Source organism: Streptomyces griseoviridis (genome assembly GCF_005222485.1).
GTDB classification, from domain to species: Bacteria; Actinomycetota; Actinomycetes; order Streptomycetales; family Streptomycetaceae; genus Streptomyces; species Streptomyces hintoniae.
In genome coordinates this window covers 2,725,907-2,748,261 of sequence record NZ_CP029078.1, presented here as the reverse complement: position 1 = coordinate 2,748,261, position 22,355 = coordinate 2,725,907, and the positions used below count along the sequence as shown (strand labels likewise).

Sequence of the window (22,355 nt, the reverse complement as noted above, 5' to 3'; positions counted from 1 at the left end):
ACGCGATGCAGGGTGCGCAAAGGGTGTTGCGCATGCTGCAATGCGCGACGGATTCTAGGCGCGGGAGGTGGGGCGTGGGAGGTGAAGGGTGAGGCGTGGGAGCTGGGACGTGGGGCGTGGACCGTGGGGGACCGTGGGGGCGTCAGTGGATCTCGGACACCAGGACGTCCAGCGCCCAGGGTCGACCGGACCGTTCCGGAGCCTGGGCTTCCACCTCGTGGCCGAGGTCGCGCAGCGCCTCCACCAGCTCCGCGGGGCCCGTGGGCGCGGTCCCCGTCGTCAGCAGGCTCCGCACGATCCGCCCCTTGGTCGCCTTGTTGAAGTGGCTGACCACCTTCCGGGTCGGCGCGTGCAGCACCCGTACGCTCGCCGTGCGCTCCGCGAGCTCGCCCTTCGGCTTCCAGGCGGTGGCGTACGCGGCTGACCGCAGGTCGAGGAGCAGCCCGTCGCCGACCGCCGCGGGCAGCACGTCCGCCATCGGCGCCCGCCAGAACCCGCCGAGCGCCCCCAGCCCCGGCAGCCTGACGCCCATCGAGCAGCGGTAGGAGGGGATGCGGTCGGTGACCCGGACCGCGCCCCACAGCCCCGAGAAGACCAGCAGCGACCGCGCGGCCCGCTGCTTCGCCGCGGTGTCGAGGGAGGCGAGGCCGAGCGCGTCGTAGAGGACGCCCGTGTAGATCTCGCCGGCCGGCCGCGCCCCGGCGGTGCGCAGGTCGGCGTTCTTGGCGACCTCGCCGCGCAGGCCCTCGCTCAGCCCCAGGACCTCCATCGCCTTCTCCTCGTCGCCCGCGCACAGCTCGACCAGCTCGCCGAGCACGGCCTCACGGGCGGCGGCGAGCCCCGGCAGCGACAGCGACTCCGGCTTCAGCGGGGTACCGCGGCCGGACGGTGCCTTGCCTTCGGACGGCGGCAGCAGGACAAGCACGGAGGATCTCCTTCGGTTCGAGCTCTGCGCCAGCGTACGGCGTACCGCGCCCCGCCCCGCGGTCCACCGCACGCCCCTGCCGCCCACCGGCCGCCGCGCCTCACCCGACCGGATCGGAGGGGAGGGGCGAGAGCGCGCCCCTGGCCCGCTCGACCGCGCGGACGACGGCGCCGGCGTCGTCGGCGTGGAAGCGGACCAGCCGGACTTCCTGGCGCCGTCCGAGGGAGGTGAAATAGGGGACAGGGTGGACCAGTTCGAGGGTGACGGAGGTCTGCGCGCCGACGACGAGGTCGAGTTCGCCGTCCGCCCTGGTGTGGGTGGCGCGCAACTCCTGTCGTACGGAGGCGATGTCGGCGAGCGGGACGGGCAGTTCGGGCTGGGCGGCCCGCCGGACGCGCAGGGTCCCGCCGTCCAGGAGGTGCGGCCGTACCACGGAGGCCGCGTGCAGCGCGACGACGAACAGGACGCCGTATACGTCGAGTACGAGCATCACCAGGTGGGCGACGGGGTGGTGGCGCAGCAGCACGGCCATCGTGACCGTCTCGACGAGCCCGGCGAAGGCGAACCCGAACAGCATCGGCCCCTGCCCCTTCGCATAGCCGAACTCGACGCCACCGGAGGCGGGTTGGCGCGCCCGCACCCACGGCGGAAGGCTCCCGAACAGCCGCGCCTGGTGCCGCAGGACGGCACGCACGGCCCTCATGCCGCGCGCTCCGCGAGGATGCGCAGCGCCCGGCGGAACGCCTCGCCCTGGGCGGGATCGACGTCCGCGTAGAGGGCGCGCAGGAAGCCGCTCTCCTCGTCGAGGTCGATGGCGGCGGCGTCCGCGCGCAGTTCACGGGGTACGCAGGCGACGAGCCGGTGGGCCGCCTCGTCCACGCGGGGGTCGTCGGGGTCGACGCCGGCGAGCGAGTCGAGCAGCGCGTACGCCTCGTGGGCCAGCGCCATCGCATCGGGCGAGGTCACGACGGTGGCCAGGGTCGCGAGCAGCCGCCGCCGCTCCTCGGGCGCCGCGCCGGTGTCGATCAGCGCGAGCATCTCGCGGTCGCGGGCGGCGGTGGGCGACCCGGCGGGCGGGACGGTACGGGCGAACAGCGCCGCCAGCTCGGGCGAGAGGGGCGCGTCGGCGGGCAGCTCGCCCTCCGTCTCCAGCAGGGTCCGCAGCCGGGCCCGGCGCTCCCGGATCGCGTCCTCCTGCCGGGCCAGGTCCTGGTCCAGCTCCTCGAGCACCTCGACGAGGTCGCGCCCGGCGTCGTCGGCGAGGACGTCCCGCACCTCGGCGAGGCCGAGCCCCAGCTCGGTCAGCCGCTTGATCCTGGCCAGCACGACGGCGTGCTGCAGGGTGTAGTCCCGGTACCCGTTGGCCAGCCGGACGGGCTCGGGCAGCAGGCCCTCGTGGTGGTAGTGCCGCACGGTCCTGGGGGTGACCCCGACGGTGGCGGCGAGTTCTCCGATCCGCATACGACCAGTAGAAACGTTGACGCCGCGGCAGGGTCAAGCGTGGCCCCGGCCGCCCGGTACCATGGTCGATACGGCAGACGAGCCGGGCGGACGGCCGCGTGGAGCCCCCAGGGGCTTCCCGAGGAACGTCCGGACTCCACAGGGCAAGGTGGTGGCTAACGGCCACCCGGGGTGACCCGCGGGACAGTGCCACAGAAAACAGACCGCCCGGCGCTCAGGCGCCGGGTAAGGGTGAAACGGTGGTGTAAGAGACCACCAGTGCCCAGGGTGACCTGGGCAGCTAGGTAAACCCCACCTGGAGCAAGGTCAAAAGGAGCGCCGTGAAACGCGCTCTGCGCGGACGTTCGAGGGCTGCCCGCCCGAGTCCGCGGGTAGACCGCACGAGACCGGCGGCAACGCCGGCCCTAGATGGATGGCCGTCTCCCGGCCGGCCGCGAGGCCGCCCGGCGACAAAATCCGGCGTACAGCCCGACTCGTCTGCCTCCACAGGGCTGAACCGGACCTCCGGCCGGTTCACCGGGCCGCGCGGGGAAGTCGAACTCCGCCGGAGATGTCGGCGTGACGTTCACCGAGGCCGAGGCCACCGGGATCGAAAGCGACCCCACGGTGGTCGTCCGTAGTGACGTCTGTGGCCGCCTGAGCTACACCCGGGTCCGTCTGGCGTTCGGCATCGGGAGAGCAGGCCCGATGGTTCGTGATCGCGTCGCGAAGACCTGCCACGGGAAGCTGCTCGCTTCTTCGGGTGGGCACGACTCGGCCCCGACATCCGGGACGCACTGACGAGCGACATCGATGAGTTGGTCGCCGCTGGTGATCCGACTGATGCGGAAAGTGGCCTGGTGCCCGCGCAGAGGTCACGAACCATCGAGGACGGCGGCCCCTTCGCCTCGCTCGGAAAGCCACGCCGGACGGGCACTCCGGGCAGGAGCACTGGTTCGCCGTATGTCGCGTCTGCTGCTCCTCCGACCGCCGAGACGAGCCCCGACACCGCCAGGTACCCTCAAACGCATCGTCAACGCGGCCCGACGGGCTTCCGCTCCACCCCGGTGGGGTTCCGAAGGACATGCCCCCACCCGCACGAGTCCTTTCGTGCTGCCTGGGGGAAGTCCTTGCTGTTCCGCGCGTCCGCGAAAACGGTCGCCGTCATGGCACTCGACGGTTCGCTGTTCCTGCACCTCACAGACCGGTTCATCCACACGCACGGCTATCGGCCAGGCACCTCGGAAACGCGATCCTGGGAACGCAGCATCCCCGTTCTGGCCGCCGCGCTCAACGACGCCGGCCTCGGCGACGTCGAGGTCATGCTGGAGTACTCGCTCCCGCTGAACAGCAAGCGTGCGGACGCCGTCCTCGCCGGTGTGCACCCGGTCACGGGCGAACCCTCGTACGTCGTGGTGGAACTGAAGCAGTGGAGCCGGGCGCTGCCGCACGAGGACGACCCCACCCTCTGCCATGTCGATGTCTACGCCCACCCAGTCCTCAACCCCGTCGAGCAGGTCCGCCGGTACTGCGAGTACCTCGTCAACTTCAACGGAGCCGTGGCCGAACACGCTCACCGGGTGGCCGGCGTGGCATACCTGCACAACGCCACCGAGAGCGACGTCACCGGGCTCCGGGAGATCGAGCGTGACGGCCACGGACTGCTCTTCACGGAGCAGCGCCGCGGTGCCTTCCTCCACCACCTCCGTACGAGACTGAGTGACAGCCGCCCAGGAGCCGGGGCCGCGGACGAACTCCTCTCCGGCGTCACGGTGCCGTCGAGGCAGCTCATGGCGGTGGCCGCCGAGGAAGTCCGCGACCGCACGCAGTTCGTTCTCCTCGATGAGCAACAGGTCGCCTACCGCATGGTGCTCAACGCCGTGGAGAAGGCGAAGCGCGGGGATCGCAAGGAGGTCGTCATCGTCACGGGCGGCCCCGGTACCGGCAAGAGCGTCATCGCTCTTCAGCTTCTCGGCGAGCTGTACCGGCGGGGGATTCCGGCGCTGCACGCCACCGGCTCGCAGTCCTTCACGAGGACGATGAGGAAGGTCGCCGGGGTCCGCAAGCGTGAAGTCCACGAATTGTTCAAGTACTTCAACAGCTTCATGACGGCTGAGAAGAACAGTTTGGGCGCCTTGATCTGCGACGAGGCGCACCGTATCCGGGAGACGTCGGCCAACCGGTACACGCGTGCGGCGCACCGCACGGGCAGGGCCCAGATCGACGAGCTCATCGACGTCGCCCACGTGCCGGTCTTCTTTCTCGACGAGCACCAGGTCGTCCGCCCCGGTGAGATGGGAACGGTGGCCGAGATCGAGGCGGCCGCCGGGAAGAGGGACATCCCCTGCACCGTCGTTCCGCTGGACGGCCAGTTCCGTTGTGGAGGCAGCGATGCCTATCTGCGGTGGGTGGTCCGTCTCCTCGGGCTCGAGCCGGGTGGCCCGGTCGGTTGGGAACCCGACGGACGCATGCAGTTGCTGGTCGCCGACAGCCCGCAGGAGATGGAATCCTTCCTGGAAGCGCGTCGGACGCAGGGCTATGGCGCCCGTATGTCCGCCGGCTACTGCTGGCGCTGGTCCCCTGAACCGAAACCCGGTGACCCGCTCCCGCTCGACATCGTCATCGGCGACTGGGTCCGCCCCTGGAACCTGCGCGGTGACCGCTCCGTCTCCGGCGCGCCTCCAGCCGCCCTGTGGGCCACCGACCCGGCGGGCTTCGGACAGGTCGGCTGCGTCTACACCGCCCAGGGCTTCGAGTACGACTGGTCCGGCGTGATCCTCGGGCCCGATCTGGTGTGGCGCGGCGACCGTTGGGTGACGGACCGTACGGCCTCGAAGGACCCGGTGTTCAAGCGCTCGACGCCGGACGCCGACGTGGACCGCCTGATCCGCAACACGTACAAGGTGCTCCTGACCCGGGGCATGGTGGGCACGATCGTCTACTCCACGGACTCGGAGACCCAGGAGAAACTACGGGACCTGTCGGGCAGCGGACGGAGTGTTCCTGTCAGGGCGTGAGAGACCGGCCGAAACCCGTAGCTTTTCCGCCAATTTTCTCCGGACACGTGACGAGTTGGCAGGCCGATTTCGAGTGAGCTGCGGCAGTCCCTAAGATCGCCTGTGCCCATTGCGGCCCGACGGGCTTCCCCTGCGCGGGGACACGCCCCCACCCGCACGAGTCACTCGTGCCCTGGGGGAACCGTTCGTGTCCATGCTCCTGCTGAGGCTGTCCGCGCAGGATCTGCTCACTCTGAATTCGAGGCGCCGGATGGTGCCTCATCTCGCGGCGAGGTGGAAGCACTTCCGCAAAACCGATGCCTCACTCTCCGAAAGAGCCGCCTGGGCGGAGAGTCTGGTCGAACTCGCCAAAGACCTCATCGCGGCAGACCGTGGCAACGTGGAGATGATCGTCGAATGCGCCGCGACTGCCGACGAAGCCAAGGATCCCAGCGATCAGCGCCTGATCGATGTGGTGCTCGCCGGCCAGCACCCCGAGACGTCGCGGCCGTCGTTCCAGCTCGTTGAGCTGAAGAGGTGGTCCACGGTCACCGCGGTCGAAGCGGCCACCGCGGAGCTGGTCCATGTTCCGGGAATCAGCGAACCGAAACAGCACCCCGCTCTGCAACTGGGCGAGTGCTACCAGCTCTTCACAGGTGACAAGGGACCGCTGGCCGGACAGGTCATCGAATGCGGCGGCTTCACCTATCTTCACAATGCCACGGAGGAATCCGTGCGGCCTCTGCTCGCCGTCAACGCGCCCATGGGCCCCTACGCGCGTACGTACACCAAGGACCGTCGCGACAGACTCCTCGCCGACCTGCGCGGGCATTTCGCGCGGGAAGGCGGCGATTCGGCGGCCGAGCTCCTGCTGAGAGGCATGAACCTCCGCAACACACCGCTCCTTGACGCGATGATCGATTCGCGAGGCGAGGACACGGTCTTCGCGCTGCGCGGCAAGCAGAAGGAGGTCGCGCGGGACGTGCTGGACAGGGCGTCGCTCGTTCTCGACGACCCGGCTCAGCCGGGCCTTCTCGCGGACGACCGACGTGCGGTGTTCATCATCACCGGCGGGGCGGGCACGGGGAAGAGCGCTGTCGGACTTGAACTCAAGGCCGAGTTCGAGGCCGCCGGACGCACGGTCAAATACGCGAGCGGCAGCCGAGCCTTCAACGGGGCACTGCAGGAATACGTCGGCTACGGCGACAAGGAGTTCAAAGAGAGCTTCACCTATTTCAGCAACTTCGTCACACCGCCTGAACCACCCCTCGATGTCCTCATCTGCGATGAAGCCCACCGTCTGAGGGACCGCACCACCAACCGCTACCTGCCTGCCGAGCGGCAGGGAACGAAACCCCAGGTCGACGAGTTGCTGGACGCCTCGCGTCTCACCGTGTTCTTCCTCGACGGAAGCCAGACGGTACGTCCGAACGAAGTGGGCACCGTCGACATGATCGAGAACGCGGCCAAGGCCCGCGGCCTCCTGCCGGCCCGCCATGAGCTCACCGACCAGTACCGCTGCGGAGGGAGCGACGGGTATGTGCGCTGGGTGCGGGATCTTCTGGGGCTGACAGGAGACGGACCGAGGGCGTGGACCCCCGACGGGCTCATGCACGTGGAGGTCGCCGACAGCCCGGAGGAACTGCAGCGGATCATCAGGACGGAATCCGAGGCCGGCGCCTCGGCGCGCATGGTCGCCGGCTTCTGCTGGCCCTGGTCCAAACCGCAGGGCAAGGGGAAGGGCCGGCAGCTGGAGGCGGACGTCCGTATCGGTGACTGGCACCAGCCGTGGAACGCCGACAGCGCGAGTTGGTGCGAGAACGGGACGGTGCCTCCCTCGAAGATCTGGTCGGTGGACCCGGCCGGAATCGATCAGATCGGCTGCGTCTACACCGCTCAAGGGCTTGAGTGGGACTGGTGCGGAGTGATCATGGGCGAGGACATGGTGCGCCGTGGCGACCGATGGGTCTTCAGGCGAGGCAAGGCGCGCAAGGACCCCGCGTCAGGGGCCAAGCGGGTCGCGGTGCCCGGCTCCTTCGACCCGAGGCTGAGGGGAAAGAAGCTGAGTGAGGACGACTTCGAGCGGTGCGTCCGGCACGCCTACCACGTGCTCATGACGAGGGCGAGCCGTGCGACCGTGCTCTACTCCACGGACGAGGAGACGCAGGAGTACCTGAAGAAGCTCATCGGTGATGTGCAGATCCACGGGCTGCGGCCCACCTGGGAGAACCTGCCTCCCATTGCCAGGGTTCCTCACCGGCCCCGCCCGAAGGGAAAGCACAAGCGTTCCCGCAATCGGAAGAAGAAGCAGCAGAACCAGGCACAGGCCGAGCAGAGGCCCCTCTTCTGAGGAGTAGCGGGCTCGCCGGGCCCGCCACATACCTGCCTCAGACGAGCAGGTGCGCTGCCGCCGCCAGCGCCTCCAACACGAGGTTGGAGACGACTCCGGCGGCGGCGCCGACCAGGATCTCGCGGATCCAGGAACGACGCGCAGGCTTGTACTCGACCGGTTCCATCAGGGCCACTCCAGGTAGTGAGTTCGGAATGGCAGGGATCGCCCTACCGGGCATCCGCCCTCACCTGAGCGAGGTCCACGTGGTGGATTCACCATTCTTCGCCCACGACCAGCGGACTGGACCGTGGTTCCGCCTCGTACCCTCCGGGAAGGTGCGCAGCGAATCATCACCTTAGCGCATGGCTCGGGGCACCCGGATGAGGTCAACTTCTCTGCTACGGGATGGAGTTAAAGGGAGGGGACCGGTCCGAGCTCGATCATGAACGCCGCGGTCCGGAGGAGCACGGACTCACCGACGCCGGTACGCGCAGCTCCGCCCACACGGTCTTGCCCGGTGCGTTCCTGCGAGGGACGACGCCCCAGTCGTCCGCCAGGGCGGACACGAGAAGCAGACCGCGGCCGGACTCGGATGCGGAGTCCGCGAACGGGGGAGTGGTTGGTGGCTGTCGCTCGGTCCGGGTGTCAGTCACCTCGATGCGGAACGTGACCTCTGCCAGGGTGAGTCGTACGTGGAAGTCCCGTCCGGGGACGTTGCCGTGGCGTACGGCATTGGAGGCGAGTTCGGCCGTGATGAGGGTGAGCGCCTCGTTGGCTGCGGTCGTGTAGGGGTAGCCCCAGTCGTTCAGACGGTGTGAGACCAGCCGGCGGGCGAGCCGGGCACCGCGCGGAGTCGAGGTGAAGCGCATGGCGAACTCGTGCTCAGTCACGAGGTGCTGAGGCATATGCCCGTTCGGGGGAGTTGCTGAACTCATGCGGTCAACGGTCGCGGACGCTTAGTAGCGTGACCAGGAGCGATGCGCTGACGGGTGCGGGCTGTACACCGCGGCGACGTGCTTGTACGTGATGTTGGGCGTGACCGGAATTCAGATCGTGCGTTGGCCGAACTGAATCCGGTCGTACGGGAGGAGCTGCAGCATGGACGACGATGTTCAGCAGCCGGAGTACGAACTCGGGACGGGCATGCTGCGCGTGTTCGGCCGACAGTTGAAGCTGTTCCGGGAGCGGGCGGGCTTGGACCGAGCGAGGCTCGGGTCGCTGACCGGGTACTCGGCGTCGACCATCGCGTCGTTCGAGCAGGCCAGACGTATTCCGCCGCCGAAGTTCATCGACCAGGCGGATGAGGTGCTGGGAGCCGGTGGCGTGTTGAGCGCGAGCAAGGAGGAGGTGGCTCGGGCTCAGTATCCGGCGTTCTTTCGAGATGCGGCCAGACTGGAAGCCGAGGCGGTTGTGCTGCACGTGTACGCCACTCAAGCGGTGCCAGGGCTCTTGCAGGCTGAAGACTACGCGCGAGCGGTGTTCGCCATGTGGCGACCGCAGTTGGATGCAGAGGTCATCGAGCAGCGGCTGGTTGCCCGACTGGCACGACAGGAGATCTTCGACCGACGACCCGCTCCACACCTGAGCTTTGTCATCGAGGAAGCCGTACTTCGGCGTCCGCTCGGTGGCATGGCGGTATGGCGGGGCCAGTTGGAGCAGATCCTGCTCATCGAGGAGCGGCGGAACGTGGAGATCCAGGTAATGCCGCTCTCCCGTCAGGAACACGCGGGGTTGGCCGGTCCGTTCAACTTGATGGAGATGAAGGATGGTCGCAGGATCGCCTACACGGAGGTTCAGGGCGACAGCCGTGTGCACGCGGAGCGTCAGAAGGTCCGGGAACTTGAACGTACGTACGGGACTTTGCGTGCGCAGGCATACACTCCGGCAGAGTCACGTGGGTTGATCGAGAAGCTGTTGGGAGAGAGATGAGTGGGGAAGAGCCTGGGCTCGGCCTGGATGGACTGACCTGGTTCAAGAGCACTTACAGCGCTGGGAACGGCGGCGAATGCGTAGAGATCGCGACCCACCCCGGCGGCGTGCACGTCCGCGACTCAAAGGACACCACCCGTACCGCGCTGGCCGTGCACCCCGCGGCGTGGAACACGTTCCTCCAGTTCGCGGCCGTCTGAGAGCGCAGGGGCTTCGGCAGGCGTCTGCTTGGCAGGGGCCCGTATGCTCCTGCCTCGCTCGCGGCGGAAGAGTGCTGGACGAGCAGCCAACTCGGCCGCGCGGAAGGCGTGTTGCATCCCTGCTCTGCCTGCCGCCAACCGTATGAGACGACCCGAACCGAGCAGATGAAACCGGGTCGCAGGAGGACAGAGCTGCTGTAAGTTCCTCCTATGAATCAGGGCAAAGTGAGCGAGAGCCCCGAGTCGCGCTTCTCCGTTCTGCTGGTGGGTGCGGCCAGACTTCCCGGTGTGCGTATCGACAGGGAGACGTACCTGAAGAAGGCGCTGGCACGGCACTGCTCCGCGGACCAGCTCCGCATAGCCATCGAGGAGACCCCGGCAGCCGCGGGTATTCCGGTCGACCTTCTGGACAGGGCGGCCAATGACTCGATCCGCTACGAGACCGCCAAGGTCAGCGCGCTCTCCGCGGCGGCCGGGGTGCCGGGCGCCATCGCGCTCCCCGCGACCCTTCCCGCGGACCTCGCTCAGTACGTCGGCCACATGCTCCGGATCTCGCAGAAGCTCGCCTACCTCTACAGCTGGCCCGAGCTGTTCTCGGAAGGCGGCGATGACGTCGACGACGCCACCATGAACGTGCTCACGTTGTTCTTCGGCGTGATGTTCGGTGTCAGCTCGGCAAACGGTGCTGTGGGTAAGGTGGCGGCCCAGATCTCGGAGCAGGTCGCCAAGAAGCTTCCTCAGAAGGCGCTCACTCAAGGGGTCGTCTATCCCATAGTGAAGAAGATCGCGGGCTACCTCGGCGTCGAGATGACGAAGCAGTCCTTCGCGAAGAGCGTCTCGAAGGCCATCCCCATCGTCGGGGCCGCCGTCTCCGGTGGGCTCACCTTCGCGACCTACCTCCCCATGGCCAAGCGGCTGAAGAAGCACCTCGCCGGCCTGGAGCTGGCGAGGCCGGCGCACGGCTTCGTGGTGGGCGAAGTCGTAGAGGGCGAAGGAGCATCTGTCCCGCGACAGGAGGAGGGGCAGGACCAGGGTGTCGCTCCGGTCAAGCGCGCGGGGCCTGTGGCTGGACTGATCCGCCGCGGTAGGAATCCGTGAGCCGTACAGGAGCGGGAAGCGCGTCCCGTACCCAGCCGTGCCGTCAACGCGAGCCGGCTGAACCTGTCTTGGTGGCAGTGACCCGAGGCGGGGCCAGGTGAACGATCTCTCGCTCGAAGAAATCGTGGAAACCTTCTCCGCGCCCATAGAGCACGTCGAATCCGAGGTTGGTCTCCCGGATGAGTGACGTGTCGCTGTAACGCTTGGCGCCGTCCGCGTTTCCGTCGTCGTCGTAAACGACCTCGTACAGGGCCTTTTCGCCGAGGACGACCACTTCTGGGACCGGGTGGTCTTTCTCAATGTCTGCGATGTCGCGAGTGTTGAGTACTTTGATTTCTTCACCCAGGTCGACGCGTACGCGCAGCACGAAGAACTCCCACTGCACATACGGTGTGATCGGGAATTCGACGATGCGGATCCTGCGGTGCGGGATTCCGAGGCTTTTCGCCTTGCGGAGTTCCCGCGCGTAGTCCTCGCGCCCCTCCGCGGCGAGCGCCAAGGCCCTTTCCCAGTCGCCCGCGGCGAACGCCTCCCAGCTCCCGAAGCCTCGCTCCTGGAAGTGCTGTCCGCGCTCCACCTTGTTCAGGAAGCCGATGCCACTGGCGTAGGTCCTGCCGAAGTCGGCGTGGTACGAGGGGCGGTCCATGCGCTCGGACGCGCCACTGAGGAAGGAGTCAAACACTGGGGATGTCCTGTTTCGCCGCGACGAGCATGTTCCTGGGGATGACCACGAGGCGTTCGTCCGACCCGATCGAGACTCCGTCCGGGAGGTTCCTGCCCAGTGACTGGGTGAGATCCCTGCCTATGACTGCGATGTCGCCGTTGGTGAGTTCCCAGATTTCTGGGCAGTCAGGGCTTCCGGTCGTGTTTCCGAGTTCCTGGGGTGACTTGCCTAAACGCTGCTTGAAGCTCGTGTTCGGATCGGCTTCCCACGGCCTGGCCACTTCCATCGCCCCCTCGATCGGTCGAGGTCATTTACTGTAGCGCGTATTGAGTGTGTCCGTACACGTTTCGATGCGGACCGAAAGGGCTATGGCGTGGATTGACTCCTCCTTGTCCCGTGCTGATCGAGCGTGGAATGATATTGATTGAGAAAGAGAATCATGCCAATGCCTGACAAGTGCGACTTTCTCTCTCGTGCTGCCGGAAGCAATGCGAATGGAGTGATGGTTGTGGACCCGGAACTGACCTCGCTCGCCCAGAGCGCGGGGACCACTGTGGTCACTTTGGTGGCAACCGACGCGTGGCACCGCACGCGCGACGGGCTCACACGGCTCTGGCGCCGGGCGCAACCGGAGCGGGCTGACACGGTGGCCGCCGAGTTGGAGACATGCCGAGCAGACGCGCTCGCCGCCGCGGCGGCGGACGACCGGGAAACGCTGGCCGAACTGCAGGCTCAGTGGCAGGGACTGATGAGACGGCTGCTCCTCGCTCATCCCGAAGCCGCCGCGGGACTGCGCGCACTGCTCACCGAACTCGATCCCGAGGGGGCGGCCGCCCAGCAGCTCACCCAGCGGGCCACCGCGTCCGGTCGGGCCCGGATCTACCAGGCGGGCCGAGACCAGCACATCGCAGAGCGATGAAGGGCGGAATGGACGGTCGCGCCGAGGACGGCGGGCGCGTCTACCAGGCGTCGGGAGACCAGCACATCAACGAGCAACACCACCACTACGGCTGGGACGGTGTCGCGCCCGGCGGTCCCGACTCCGTACGCCGCCCGGCGGTCGGGCGGCTTCCCGTCGTGCTGCGCGACCGGGGCGAAGTCATGGAACGCCTGCGGGCGAGTGTCGGAGCCGACCGCGTGGGCGAGGTTTTCGTGCTGTACGGCATGGGCGGTGCGGGCAAGACCGCGGTGGCTTGTGCCCTCTTCGAGGAAGTCACCGCCGCCGAAGGGCGGGTTGGCCTGTGGGTCAACGCCGCAGACCGGGCGAGCCTACGGGCCGGCATGCTCGCCGTCGCAGCCGACCGAGGAGCGGACGACGCCGAGTTGCTGGCCGCGCGCAACGGCCTGAGGCCGGCCGCCGATCTCGTCTGGCGGTACCTCGACCGGTCCGCCGAACCGTGGCTGCTGGTTCTGGACAACACCGATGATCCGGAGATCCTGCGGGACGGGAGTTGGCTGCGCACCAGTCCGCGCGGCACCGTCCTGGTGACCACACGCCGGGCGGCGGCCCACTGGTGGCCGGGCGCCGAACTCCAGCACATCGGCGTCCTGCCGAGAGAGGACGCCGCCCTCGTGCTGCGCGACCTCGCCCCGAACTGTGGGACGACGGAGCAGGCGGCCCGCGTCGCTGACCGGCTCGGCCGGCTGCCCCTCGCCCTCACCCTGGCAGGCGGCTTCCTCTCTCACCAGGTGCTCGACCCCTGGACGATGGACTCCTACGGGGACCGGCTGGACGGGGACGAGCGGGTCCAACTGATCGACCGAGGTGCCGACGCGCTGTCCGACGCGGACCCCCGGCGAACGGTCGGCCTCACCTGGCAGCTGACTCTCGACGCCTTCGAGGCGCGCGGACTGCCCGAAGCGGCCGCGCTGCTCAGACTGCTGGCTCGGTTCGCCGCCGAACCTCTGCCTCTGAACCTGCTGAACCACGCCGGCATCGGCGTCGTTCTGCCTCGGTCCCGTACGGAGACAGCGCTCAGGGCCCTCCTCGACCAGTCGCTGACCGAGCTGGTCGAGGCCGCCGGTGTGCGCTGCGTGCAGAGTCACGGTGTCCTGCTCGACAGCGTCTCCGCCGCGACCCCGGCGGACCTGGTACCCGCCCTCGACACGGCAGCCGTCCGGCTGCTCGACGCGGCCCTGCCCGACGTACCCGACGCGGGACCGTACGATCCGCGACTGCGCCTGTCGGTACCCCACGCGCTGGCACTCCTGAAGCACATCGGTGAGCCCTCGGCCGCCCGCGACGCGCTGGCAGTGGCGACGAGGCTGGCGGTCGCCCTGCACCGGACCGGCGACTACCTCTCGGCCTGGGAAACCGCGCGCACCGCGGCGGACCTCGGGCAGCGCCTTCTCGGCGCGGACGACCGCATGGTCCTGGCCGCTCGCTCCAGGGAGGGGCGCGCGCTGTTCCGACTGGGCAGATACCCGGAGGCCGAGGTCGCGCTCCGCGCTGTCCGTACGGTGCAGGAGCGCTTGTTCGGGGTCGATGACCCCGACTTCCTGGACAGTTCGTACGGGCTTCAGCTCGTCCTGGCGAACCTCGGCAGACGACAGGAGTCGATCACGCTGCTCCGGGACACCGTCGCCGGCCGGCGCTCGGCGCTGGGGCCGGAACATCCCCTGACCCTGCGGGCCCGCGCCAGCCTGTTGGAGGCGCTGCCCGCCGCCGAAGTGGCCACCGAGGAGGGCGGTGCGCTGCTCTCCCTGCCTGCGGAGTGCGCCCGTCTCCTCGGCCCCGACCACACGGTGGCCATCGGCGTCGCTCACAACCACGCCTGGGCGCTGTACCTCCTGGGACGCTTCGAGGAGGCCGACGAGGAGATTCGACGGGTCGCCGAGGCGTACGTACGGCGCTTCGGCCCCGAGTACCCGATCGTGCTCGCGGCCCGCCAGCTCTCCGCCCGCACCCGTGCCGCCCTGGGCCATACGGACGCGGCCGTCGAGCTGATGACCGAGGTGGTCGCCAGGAGGGAACGCGCCCTGGGTCCCGGCCACCCGTTCACGGTGGCGGGCCGTCGGCTCCTGGACGACCTCGCCTCCGGCAACTGGCGCCCACCGGGAGCCTGAACGCCATCCGGCGACAGATCACGGCGCGCCGGCCGCCGGCCCTCCGATCCGTCGCTCAGTGGGCGACCGTCGGTGGAGCGAGCGGAGCGATTTCCCGGTCGAAGAAGTCGTGGAAGGCGTCCGCGCGCGCGTACAGCGTGTCGAAGCCGGCCGATGTCTCACGGATCAGGGCTCGGTCCGTGAAGCGGTTGGCGCCCATGGCGTTGCCGTCGTCGTCGTAGAGCACCTCGTACAGGGCGGCGTTCCCGAGGATCACCACCTCGGGAACGGGGTTCCGCCGCTCGATGTCCAGGATGTCCCGGGCGTCGAGCACCTTGATGTGATCGCCCAGTTCCACGCGTAGGCGCAGGACGTGCATCTCCCACTGCACGTACGGAGTCACCGGGAACTCGATCACGCGGAGGCGGCGTTCCAGGACGTTCAGTCGGGCCGCGTCGCGGAATTGCTGGGTGTAGATCTCGCGTTTCTCCTCGATCAGCGAGAGTGCCCGGTCCCATTCGCCTGCGGCGAACGCCTCCCAGCTGGCGAAGCCGCGTTCCTTGAAGTTCTGTCCGCGTTCGAGCTTGTTCAGGTTGCGGATTCCGCTCGCGTGGACCCGGCGGAAATCCTCGTGGTAGGCGGGACGGTCCAGGTATTCGGACACGCCATGGTAGAAGGAATCAAACATTCGGGATGTCCGGTTTCGCCGCGATCAGCATGTTCCTCGGGATGACGACGAGCCGTTCGTCCGCTCCGACGGTGACCCCGGCGGGCAGCTTTCCGCCCAGGGACTCGGTGAGATCCCGGCCGATGACGACGATGTCCCCGTTGTCGAGTTCCCAGATGTCCGGGCAGTCGGGATTATCGGTGGTGTTCCCTAATTCCTGCGGTGATTTTCCCAGGCGCCTACTGAAGGTCGTGGTCGGATCTGCTTCCCAAGGCCTGGCCATGGTCAACTCCTTCCGTCGGTCCGCGTTTTTCGACCACTGTAGCGCCCGGAGCGGTCCCGTCGTGCCGGAAATGGGCTTCCCGAAAGGGGCGGGGATGGTCCATTGTTGTCCGTGTGGAAGCAGGGGCGCGGTGTCATGGGAACGCGAAGCGGAATGACGTAAAATAACACCGCGCATGACTGATTCGGCAGATAGTTCGAAAGATCAAGAATGTCGAGACCGGGGGGCGCGGTGGACTCGGGAGCAGCCTTGCTCGCACGGAGCGCGGGAGTCGCATCGGTCGCGCACGCGCGCGGCCACGCGCGGACCTGTCCGGCGGGCCGGAACCAGCACAGCGCTCGGCGATGACCGGCGGGATGGACGGCCGCGCCGAGGATCGCGGCCGCGTCTACCAGGCCTCTGGCGACCAGCACATCAGCGAGCACCATCATCACGGCGCCGAGGCCGCCGCGCCCGGCGGACCCGACTACGCTTCGGCCCCGACTACCCGATCGCCCTCTCCGCCCAGCAACTCCTCGCCCGCACCCGCGCCGCCCTGGGCCACCCGGACGCGGCCGTCGAGCTGATGACCGACGTGGTCGCCAGGAGGGAACGCGCCCTGGGTCCCGGACACCCGTTCACGGTGGCCAGCCGCCGGCTCCTGGACGACCTAGCCTCCGGCAACCGGCACCCACCCCGAACCTGAACCCACCCGGCGACAGAATCCGGCGTACAGATCGACCAGCCCGACCAGCCCGACCAGCCCGACCAGCCGCCCGGCTCGCCCGGCTGCCCGGCCCGGTCACATGCCCGCCGTCGCCGGTTGCCTCCGAGGGCGCCCCTCACCCCCACCCCCCACATTCGCCCGTTCGCCGCCTCACCCCCTCGCCCCCTCACCCCTCGAACAACTCCCCCTGCTCACCCTCCTCCCCGCCCCTCCTCACCCGGCGGGTTCTCGCGTTGATGATCAGGGCCGTCACCGCTCCCGTCGCCGCCAGGGCCGCCGGGACCATCCAGTGGCGGTTCAGTGTGTGGCCCAGGGCGTGGTCGAGGGAGAGGCGGCCGGGTCCCGCCACCGCGAGGGACGCCGCCGTCGTGCCGAGCAACGCCGGGTACTCGTAGCCGCCGGCCTGGCTGAAGAAGCCGTTCGGGGTGTGCAGCGCCGCCGCTCCCGCCATCGCCCCGGCCGCCGCCGCGCCCGCCGCCGGGGTGGCCAGGCCCAGTGCGAGCAGCGCGCCGCCGCCCGCCTCTGCGAGCCCCGCCGCCGTCGCGCTCGCCTTCCCCGGCCGGTAGCCGACCGACTCCATGAACTGGCCGGTCCCCTCGATGCCGTGGCCGCCGAACCAGCCGAACAGCTTCTGCGCGCCGTGCGCCGCGAGCACCCCTCCCGTTCCCACTCTGAGCAGCAGCAGGCCCAGGTCACGTCGGTCGTAGCAGCAGGTCATGGTGGCTCCCGAGGGCAGAGGGCAGAGGGCTGAGGGGCAGAGGGCAGGGCTGTCCCGGCCCTTCCACCCTCGCATCGGGCGCGTTCACCGGCCGGGTGCGCGCCGCCGTCCGGGTGGCGGGCCCCCGGGACCGGTGTGAAGGTGACGGGCATGACGATTCAGCCCGCCCGACTCAGTGACCCGGCCGTCCGCGCCTTCGTCACCGCGGTCAACGCCCACGACCGTGACGCCTTCCTCGCGCTGCTCACCCCCGACGCCACCATGTCCGACGACGGCGCCGACCGGGACCTCGGCGACTGGATCGACCGGGAGATCTTCTCCTGCAACGGCCACATGGCCGTCGACAAGGAGACCCGGGACGGCCGTGGGCTCGTCGTCAACTACCGCAACGACACCTGGGGCGAGATGCGCACCCGGTGGAGCTTCCAGGTCCACGACGACGGACGGATCGCCCGCTTCGAGACCGGACAGCCCTGACCCCACCCCCGCGCGCGCTCCGACTCCCGGGCCCCGGCCGCGTGCGGCCGGGGACGTCCGGCACCCCCACCTCCCCCTCTCACCCCGCCGCGTACGCCTGGCGTTGCTCCGTCACCGTCAGGCGGCCCGCCTTGATCGTCGCCACCCTCGGGGCCCGCCTCGCGATCGATGAGTCGTGGGTGACCATCACGAACGTCAGGCCGTGCTCCCGCCACAGGCCCTCCAGGAGGGCCATGATGTCGTCGCGGGTGCCCTCGTCGAGGTTGCCCGTGGGCTCGTCCGCGAGGAGCACCTTCGGGTTCTTCACCAGCGCGCGGGCGATCGCGACGCGCTGCTGCTGGCCGCCCGACATCTCCGACGGGACGTGTCCGAGCCGCTCGCCCAGGCCCACCGAGCGCAGCGCCTCGGCCGCCCGTTCGCGGCGTTCGGCGGGCTTCACGCCGAGCGGCACCAGGGCCGTCTCCACGTTCTCCTGCGCGGTGAGGGTGGGGATCAGGTTGAACGCCTGGAAGATGATGCCGATCTTCTCGGCGCGCAGCCGGGTCAGCTTCGCCTCGCTGATGGCGGCGAGGTCGGTGCCGTCGAGTTCGACACCGCCGTCGGACGGACGGTCGAGGCCGCCGATCATCTGGAGCAGCGTGGACTTGCCGCCGCCGGTGGGGCCCTGGATGACGAGCTGGTCGCCGTCCTCGATGGTGAGGTCGACGCCGCGCAGCGCCTCCACCGTCTCCTTGCCCCGCGTGTACCGCTTGGTGACGCCGGTGAGTCTGTACATGGGTTCTCCAGGGTGGGTGAGGGACGAGAAGGGGAGGGGAGGAGAGGGGGTGCCGTGCCCCTCCGCGGGTTACGAGACGCTGCGCAGCGCGTCCGCCGGGCGCATCCTGGACGCGCGCCAGCCGCCCATCGCGCCGGCGATCAGGCCGCCCGCGACCGCGAGGCCCACCGCGAGCGCGATGGTTGTCAGGGAGACCGGCGCGGTCAGGGCGATCTCCATCGTGGTCGACGTCGACTGCCTGCCCATGCCGCCGCCACCGCCGCCGCCACCGCCGCCGGGCCCGCCGCCCGTGCCGCCGCCTCCGCCGCCGAGCTGCGCGGTCAGCTTCGGGCTGATCGCGGTGACCGCGAAGGCCGCCGCCAGGCCGAGCGCGATGCCGAGCACCCCGCCGAGCAGGCCGTTGACCATGGACTCGCCGACGACCTGCCGGGTCACCCTGCGGCTCGGCCAGCCGAGCGCCTTCAGGGTGCCGAACTCGCGCACCCGCCGGGAGACCGCCGACGACGTCAGCAGCGCGGCCACCAGGAACGCGGCGACCAGCACCGCGACCGAGAGCCACGTGCCGACGCTGGTCGCCAGGTCGGAGGCGGTCGACAGGGAACCGGAGACCGTGGACGCGAGGTCCGACGACGTGGTGACCGTCGTCCCGGAGATGTTCTTCAGGATGGTCTTCTTGACGGCCGCGATCTGCTGCGAGTCGGTCGCCTTGACGTAGACCGTGGTGACCTTGTTCTTCGCGTCGCCGAGCGTCTGCGCCTGCTTCAGCGGCAGGTACACGTCGGTGCTCGACTCGCTGCTCTCGGGCGTGGCGATGCCGATGACCTGGTACGTGGTGCCGGAGATCTTCAGGGTCTTGCCGACCGTGTACGTGTTCTCCTTGGCGTACGACGCGCTGACGACGGCGACCTCGGCGTCGGTCTGCGCCGCGGTGAACGTCTTCCCCGACGTGATCTTCATGGCGGCCAGCGGGCCGAGGTCCTGGTCCGTCACGTCGACGCCGGCCACCGTGTAGCTGTTGACGTCGAAGTCGGCGCCGCCGCCCTGCACCTGGGGCTGTCCGCCGCCCCCGCCGGTTCCGCCGCCGGGGCCGCCCTGGCTCTGGCCGCCTGAGCTCTGCGCCTTGCCCTGGGTGAACGAGCCGTCGACCTTGGTCACGTTCAGGGTGAGGGCACCGACCGCGTTCGCCACCCCGCGCTGCCCGGCGACCTTCTCGACCAGCGACGCCTTCAGGACCTCGCCGCCCTGGGTCATCACCCGGTCCGAACTCTGGCTGGAGGAACCGCTCGACTTGGCGTCGAAGGAGAAGTTCGGGCGCTGCGAGCTGCCCGCCTTCGGGGCCGATCTGGCCTTGGTGACGGTCATGTCCGTACCGAGGCCGTAGAGGGACTGGAGGACCTTGTCCTGCGCCTGCTGCATACCGGCCGACACCGAACTGACGGTGATGACCAGGGCGATTCCGAGCGCCAGACCCATGGCGATGACCAGAGCCGCCTTCTTGCGCCGACTCAGTTCGCGCTTGAGATAGATGCCAAACATCCCGTTCCTCAAAGGTTCTCGGCGCCCGCTGTGGGCGCTGCCACAAGCTAGGGAGGAACCTTTGAGGCGCACTGAGGAAAGGATGTGCCAGGGCTGAGAATGCGGGGCCCGAGGTCAGAATCTCCTCAGACAGGTAATCTCCAGGTCATTGACGGCCCACTGCCAGGAACGCGCTGTTCAGTGCGGTGTACCGTCCCCTGATGCACGAAACCTCTCCGATCGCCCGGCGTGCCGCGCTGGGCCTCGCGGCCGCCGCGATCCCGTTCGCCGCGGCCCCCGCGCACGCCGCGACCGTCGTCGGCGGCGCCCGGCTGGCCCGCGACGGAGTCCAGGGCAGCGGACTGCCGGGGAAGCTCTCCGCCGCCGCCTGGCTGGTCGCCGACCACGACAGCGGCGAGGTGCTCGCCTCCTACCGCGCGCACCGGGCGCTGGCGCCCGCCTCCACGCTGAAGATGCTGTTCGCCGACACGGTGCTGACGAAGTTCGCGCGGACCGAGCGGTACACGGTGACCGACGCCGACCTGGCCGACGTCCCGGCCGGGTCGAGCCTGGTCGGGGTGAAGGCCGGGATCACCTACACGGTCGAGCAGTTGTGGCAGGGCGTCTTCCTGCGGTCGGGCAACGACGCCGTCCATGTGCTGGCCCGGATGAACGGCGGCATCGACAGGACCGTCGCCGAGATGCAGGCCCTCGCCGACGACCTCCAGGCCCTGGACACCCGGGTGGTCAGCCCCGACGGCTTCGACCACCCGGGGCAGCTGTCGTCCGCGTACGACCTCACCCTCTTCGCCCGGCACGGCCTGAGGAACGACGACTTCCGCGCCTACTGCGCCACCCGCACCGCCGACTTCCCCGCGGATGGCGGGAAGACCTTCCAGATCCAGAACACCGACCGCCTGCTGACCGGCGAGCGCGGAGTGGCCACGTACCGCGGTCTGATCGGCGTGAAGAACGGTTACACCAGCCACGCGGGCAACACGTTCACCGGCGCCGCGACCCGGCACGGCCGGACGCTCCTGGTGACCGTCATGCATCCGACCGTCGGCTACAACGCCGTCTACGAGGAGACCGCGGCGCTCCTCGACTGGGGCTTCGCGCAAGGGAGTTCGGCGACCGCGGTGGGCACGCTCGCCGAGCCGCTCAGCGAGGGCGGGGCGGAGGCGGGCGCCGGGGCGGACGGCGGCAAGGGCGCGCCCGGCAAGGCCGCGAGCCGCGACGGCGGTGGCAGCGGCGGCGGGCGTTCACCGTGGGGAGTGCTGGAAGGCGCGGGCGGGGCGCTCGCGGTGCTGGTCGGGGGCGCGTGGGCACTGCGCCGACGGCGGCCGGGCACGGCGGAGCGGGACTGAACCGACGGGACCACCGGACCTGAACCGGTCCGCGGCACCCGGATCGATCCGTAAGACCTGGACCGGTCCGCGACACCCGGATCGATCCGCAGGGCCCGCCGGGTCCGGCCCATCGGGTCCGCAGGGTCCGGCCCACCGGGTCCGCCGCGTCCGCTACCGCAGGTCTGTGCGGCGGCCGTTCCAGGGACCGGTGCGTACCGCGCGGTCGCCCGCGTGGTCCACCCCCACCCGATGCCCTGGAACGACCGCCGCCTCCCCCCTCGGTGTGGTCGCGGAACCCCGACGCCGGAACTCAGAGGCTCGAACGCAGACGCCCGAACTCTGGTGCTCCAGATGTGAAGCTCTTATGGAGAAGAGTTGAGCACACGTCAGTGACCGGCCGCAATGGTACGGATGGTCAAATTCCGGTTGTGCGCGGCGCGGAGTTGGGGCGACCCGGCCCGTCAACCACGGCCCACGTACGGCATCGTCGTGGCCAGCACCGTCGCGAACTGCACGTTCGCCTCCAGGGGCAGCTCCGCCATGTGCCGCACGGTGCGCGCCACGTCCGCGACGTCCATCACCGGCTCGACCGCGACCCGGCCGTCCGCCTGGAGGGCGCCGGTGCGCATCCGCTCCGTCATGTCGGTCGCCGCGTTGCCGATGTCGATCTGCCCGACCGCGATCCCGTACGGCCGCCCGTCGAGCGACAGCGACTTGGTCAGACCGGTCAGCGCGTGCTTGGTCGCCGTGTAGGCCACCGAGTGCGGCCGGGGCGCGTGCGCCGAGACCGACCCGTTGTTGATGATCCGCCCGCCCCGCGGGTCCTGCTCCTTCATCCGCCGGTACGCGGCCTGCGCGCACAGGAACGCCCCGTGCAGGTTGGTGTCCACCACGTGCCGCCAGGCGTCGTACGGCAGATCCTCCACCGGCACCCCGCCGGGCCCGAACGTCCCCGCGTTGTTGAACAGCAGGTCCACCCGCCCGAACCGGTCCACGACCGCCGCGAACAGCGCGGCCACCTCCTCGGGCCGTGACACGTCGGTGCGGACGGCGGCGCAGGCGCCCTCGGGCACCAGCGCCGCCGTCTCCTCCAGCGCCCCGGCCCGCCGGCCGGCCAGCGCCACCGACCAGCCCGCGCGCAGCAGTTCCACGGCGACCGCGCGGCCGATACCGGAACCCGCGCCGGTCACCACCGCGACCTTCGATTGCTTGGCATCCATGGCCCCGCAGCCTAGG

Annotated in this window: 24 protein-coding genes and 1 other RNA gene; 12 read left to right on the top strand and 13 right to left on the bottom strand. The window is 69.5% G+C overall.

What is annotated here, in order from left to right:
- Positions 1-142: 142 nt before the first annotated feature.
- From yaaA to DDJ31_RS11260, 3 genes are all read right to left on the bottom strand, one after another.
- On the bottom strand, positions 143-925 hold the full coding sequence (yaaA, locus tag DDJ31_RS11270) for a peroxide stress protein YaaA (RefSeq protein ID WP_127180405.1): 783 nt from the start codon (positions 923-925) through the stop codon (positions 143-145).
- 100 nt (positions 926-1,025) lie between these two features.
- On the bottom strand, positions 1,026-1,628 hold the full coding sequence (locus DDJ31_RS11265; protein ID WP_127180406.1) for a hypothetical protein: 603 nt from the start codon (positions 1,626-1,628) through the stop codon (positions 1,026-1,028).
- Positions 1,625-2,386 carry a MerR family transcriptional regulator gene (locus tag DDJ31_RS11260; protein ID WP_127180407.1) on the bottom strand — a complete coding sequence of 254 codons (762 nt, stop codon included), beginning with the start codon at positions 2,384-2,386 and terminating at the stop codon, positions 1,625-1,627. Before DDJ31_RS11260 ends, DDJ31_RS11265 begins: the two co-directional genes overlap by 4 nt.
- 78 nt (positions 2,387-2,464) lie before the next feature.
- Here DDJ31_RS11260 and rnpB point away from each other — a divergent pair.
- The 4 genes from rnpB to DDJ31_RS11240 all read left to right on the top strand — a co-directional run bounded on the left by rnpB (position 2,465) and on the right by DDJ31_RS11240 (position 7,711).
- Positions 2,465-2,866: RNase P RNA component class A (gene rnpB, locus DDJ31_RS11255), an RNA gene on the top strand.
- 78 nt (positions 2,867-2,944) lie between these two features.
- Positions 2,945-3,166 carry a hypothetical protein gene (locus DDJ31_RS11250; protein ID WP_127180408.1) on the top strand — a complete coding sequence of 74 codons (222 nt, stop codon included), beginning with the start codon at positions 2,945-2,947 and terminating at the stop codon, positions 3,164-3,166.
- A gap of 329 nt (positions 3,167-3,495) precedes the next feature.
- Positions 3,496-5,382, top strand: coding sequence for a DUF2075 domain-containing protein (locus DDJ31_RS11245; protein WP_127180409.1), 1,887 nt, complete (start codon positions 3,496-3,498; stop codon positions 5,380-5,382).
- Positions 5,383-5,575: 193 nt separating this feature from the next.
- The gene (locus DDJ31_RS11240; RefSeq protein ID WP_127182855.1) at positions 5,576-7,711 is read left to right on the top strand and encodes a DUF2075 domain-containing protein; all 2,136 of its coding nucleotides are present in this window, start codon (positions 5,576-5,578) and stop codon (positions 7,709-7,711) included.
- 37 nt (positions 7,712-7,748) lie between these two features.
- Here the strand turns inward: DDJ31_RS11240 and DDJ31_RS39055 are convergent, their stop codons facing one another.
- Positions 7,749-7,877, bottom strand: coding sequence for a DUF6408 family protein (locus DDJ31_RS39055; RefSeq protein WP_240678240.1), 129 nt, complete (start codon positions 7,875-7,877; stop codon positions 7,749-7,751).
- Between the two features lie 256 nt (positions 7,878-8,133).
- Positions 8,134-8,583 (bottom strand): ATP-binding protein, encoded by a 450-nt coding sequence (locus DDJ31_RS11235; protein ID WP_431028283.1) that lies wholly within the window; start codon positions 8,581-8,583, stop codon positions 8,134-8,136.
- A 208-nt stretch (positions 8,584-8,791) separates the two neighbouring features.
- On the opposite strand from DDJ31_RS11235, the gene DDJ31_RS11230 reads away from it, so the two are divergent.
- From DDJ31_RS11230 to DDJ31_RS11220, 3 genes are all read left to right on the top strand, one after another.
- Positions 8,792-9,622, top strand: a complete 831-nt coding sequence (locus tag DDJ31_RS11230) for a helix-turn-helix domain-containing protein (protein WP_127180411.1) — start codon at positions 8,792-8,794, stop codon at positions 9,620-9,622.
- Positions 9,619-9,822 (top strand): DUF397 domain-containing protein, encoded by a 204-nt coding sequence (locus DDJ31_RS11225; protein WP_127180412.1) that lies wholly within the window; start codon positions 9,619-9,621, stop codon positions 9,820-9,822. Before DDJ31_RS11230 ends, DDJ31_RS11225 begins: the two co-directional genes overlap by 4 nt.
- A 210-nt stretch (positions 9,823-10,032) precedes the next feature.
- Entirely contained in the window at positions 10,033-10,920 is an 888-nt protein-coding gene (locus DDJ31_RS11220; RefSeq protein WP_240678241.1) for a hypothetical protein, read from the top strand.
- Between the two features lie 43 nt (positions 10,921-10,963).
- Here the strand turns inward: DDJ31_RS11220 and DDJ31_RS11215 are convergent, their stop codons facing one another.
- Together DDJ31_RS11215 and DDJ31_RS11210 are read right to left on the bottom strand one after the other, a co-directional pair.
- Positions 10,964-11,602 carry a DUF6879 family protein gene (locus DDJ31_RS11215; RefSeq protein WP_127180413.1) on the bottom strand — a complete coding sequence of 213 codons (639 nt, stop codon included), beginning with the start codon at positions 11,600-11,602 and terminating at the stop codon, positions 10,964-10,966.
- On the bottom strand, positions 11,595-11,864 hold the full coding sequence (locus DDJ31_RS11210) for a hypothetical protein (RefSeq protein WP_127182856.1): 270 nt from the start codon (positions 11,862-11,864) through the stop codon (positions 11,595-11,597). Before DDJ31_RS11210 ends, DDJ31_RS11215 begins: the two co-directional genes overlap by 8 nt.
- Positions 11,865-12,092: 228 nt before the next feature.
- Here DDJ31_RS11210 and DDJ31_RS11205 point away from each other — a divergent pair, with 228 nt between their 5' ends.
- Positions 12,093-12,503 carry a hypothetical protein gene (locus tag DDJ31_RS11205; RefSeq protein WP_127180414.1) on the top strand — a complete coding sequence of 137 codons (411 nt, stop codon included), beginning with the start codon at positions 12,093-12,095 and terminating at the stop codon, positions 12,501-12,503.
- Positions 12,500-14,650, top strand: a complete 2,151-nt coding sequence (locus tag DDJ31_RS11200; protein WP_127180415.1) for a tetratricopeptide repeat protein — start codon at positions 12,500-12,502, stop codon at positions 14,648-14,650. Before DDJ31_RS11205 ends, DDJ31_RS11200 begins: the two co-directional genes overlap by 4 nt.
- A 55-nt stretch (positions 14,651-14,705) precedes the next feature.
- Here DDJ31_RS11200 and DDJ31_RS11195 read toward each other — a convergent pair whose 3' ends face one another.
- Entirely contained in the window at positions 14,706-15,317 is a 612-nt protein-coding gene (locus DDJ31_RS11195) for a DUF6879 family protein (RefSeq protein ID WP_127180416.1), read from the bottom strand.
- Positions 15,310-15,579 (bottom strand): hypothetical protein, encoded by a 270-nt coding sequence (locus DDJ31_RS11190; protein ID WP_127180417.1) that lies wholly within the window; start codon positions 15,577-15,579, stop codon positions 15,310-15,312. The genes DDJ31_RS11195 and DDJ31_RS11190 overlap by 8 nt, the downstream gene beginning before the upstream one ends.
- A gap of 175 nt (positions 15,580-15,754) precedes the next feature.
- Here DDJ31_RS11190 and DDJ31_RS40010 point away from each other — a divergent pair, with 175 nt between their 5' ends.
- Positions 15,755-16,264 (top strand): tetratricopeptide repeat protein, encoded by a 510-nt coding sequence (locus DDJ31_RS40010; RefSeq protein ID WP_127180418.1) that lies wholly within the window; start codon positions 15,755-15,757, stop codon positions 16,262-16,264.
- Positions 16,265-16,451: 187 nt separating this feature from the next.
- Here the strand turns inward: DDJ31_RS40010 and DDJ31_RS11180 are convergent, their stop codons facing one another.
- Positions 16,452-17,003 carry a DoxX family protein gene (locus tag DDJ31_RS11180; RefSeq protein WP_127180419.1) on the bottom strand — a complete coding sequence of 184 codons (552 nt, stop codon included), beginning with the start codon at positions 17,001-17,003 and terminating at the stop codon, positions 16,452-16,454.
- Positions 17,004-17,153: 150 nt separating this feature from the next.
- Between DDJ31_RS11180 and DDJ31_RS11175 the strand changes: the two genes are divergently transcribed.
- Entirely contained in the window at positions 17,154-17,480 is a 327-nt protein-coding gene (locus DDJ31_RS11175) for a nuclear transport factor 2 family protein (RefSeq protein WP_127180420.1), read from the top strand.
- Positions 17,481-17,559: 79 nt separating this feature from the next.
- On the opposite strand, the gene DDJ31_RS11170 is transcribed toward DDJ31_RS11175, so the two are convergent.
- Positions 17,560-18,255, bottom strand: coding sequence for an ABC transporter ATP-binding protein (locus tag DDJ31_RS11170; RefSeq protein WP_127180421.1), 696 nt, complete (start codon positions 18,253-18,255; stop codon positions 17,560-17,562).
- A 69-nt stretch (positions 18,256-18,324) separates the two neighbouring features.
- Positions 18,325-19,791, bottom strand: a complete 1,467-nt coding sequence (locus DDJ31_RS11165; RefSeq protein WP_127180422.1) for an ABC transporter permease — start codon at positions 19,789-19,791, stop codon at positions 18,325-18,327.
- 200 nt (positions 19,792-19,991) lie between these two features.
- Here DDJ31_RS11165 and DDJ31_RS11160 point away from each other — a divergent pair, with 200 nt between their 5' ends.
- Positions 19,992-21,137: a D-alanyl-D-alanine carboxypeptidase family protein gene (locus tag DDJ31_RS11160; RefSeq protein WP_127180423.1), complete on the top strand. Its 1,146-nt coding sequence runs from the start codon at positions 19,992-19,994 to the stop codon at positions 21,135-21,137.
- A 443-nt stretch (positions 21,138-21,580) separates the two neighbouring features.
- On the opposite strand, the gene DDJ31_RS11155 is transcribed toward DDJ31_RS11160, so the two are convergent.
- Entirely contained in the window at positions 21,581-22,339 is a 759-nt protein-coding gene (locus DDJ31_RS11155) for an SDR family oxidoreductase (RefSeq protein ID WP_127180424.1), read from the bottom strand.
- Positions 22,340-22,355 lie beyond the last annotated feature (16 nt).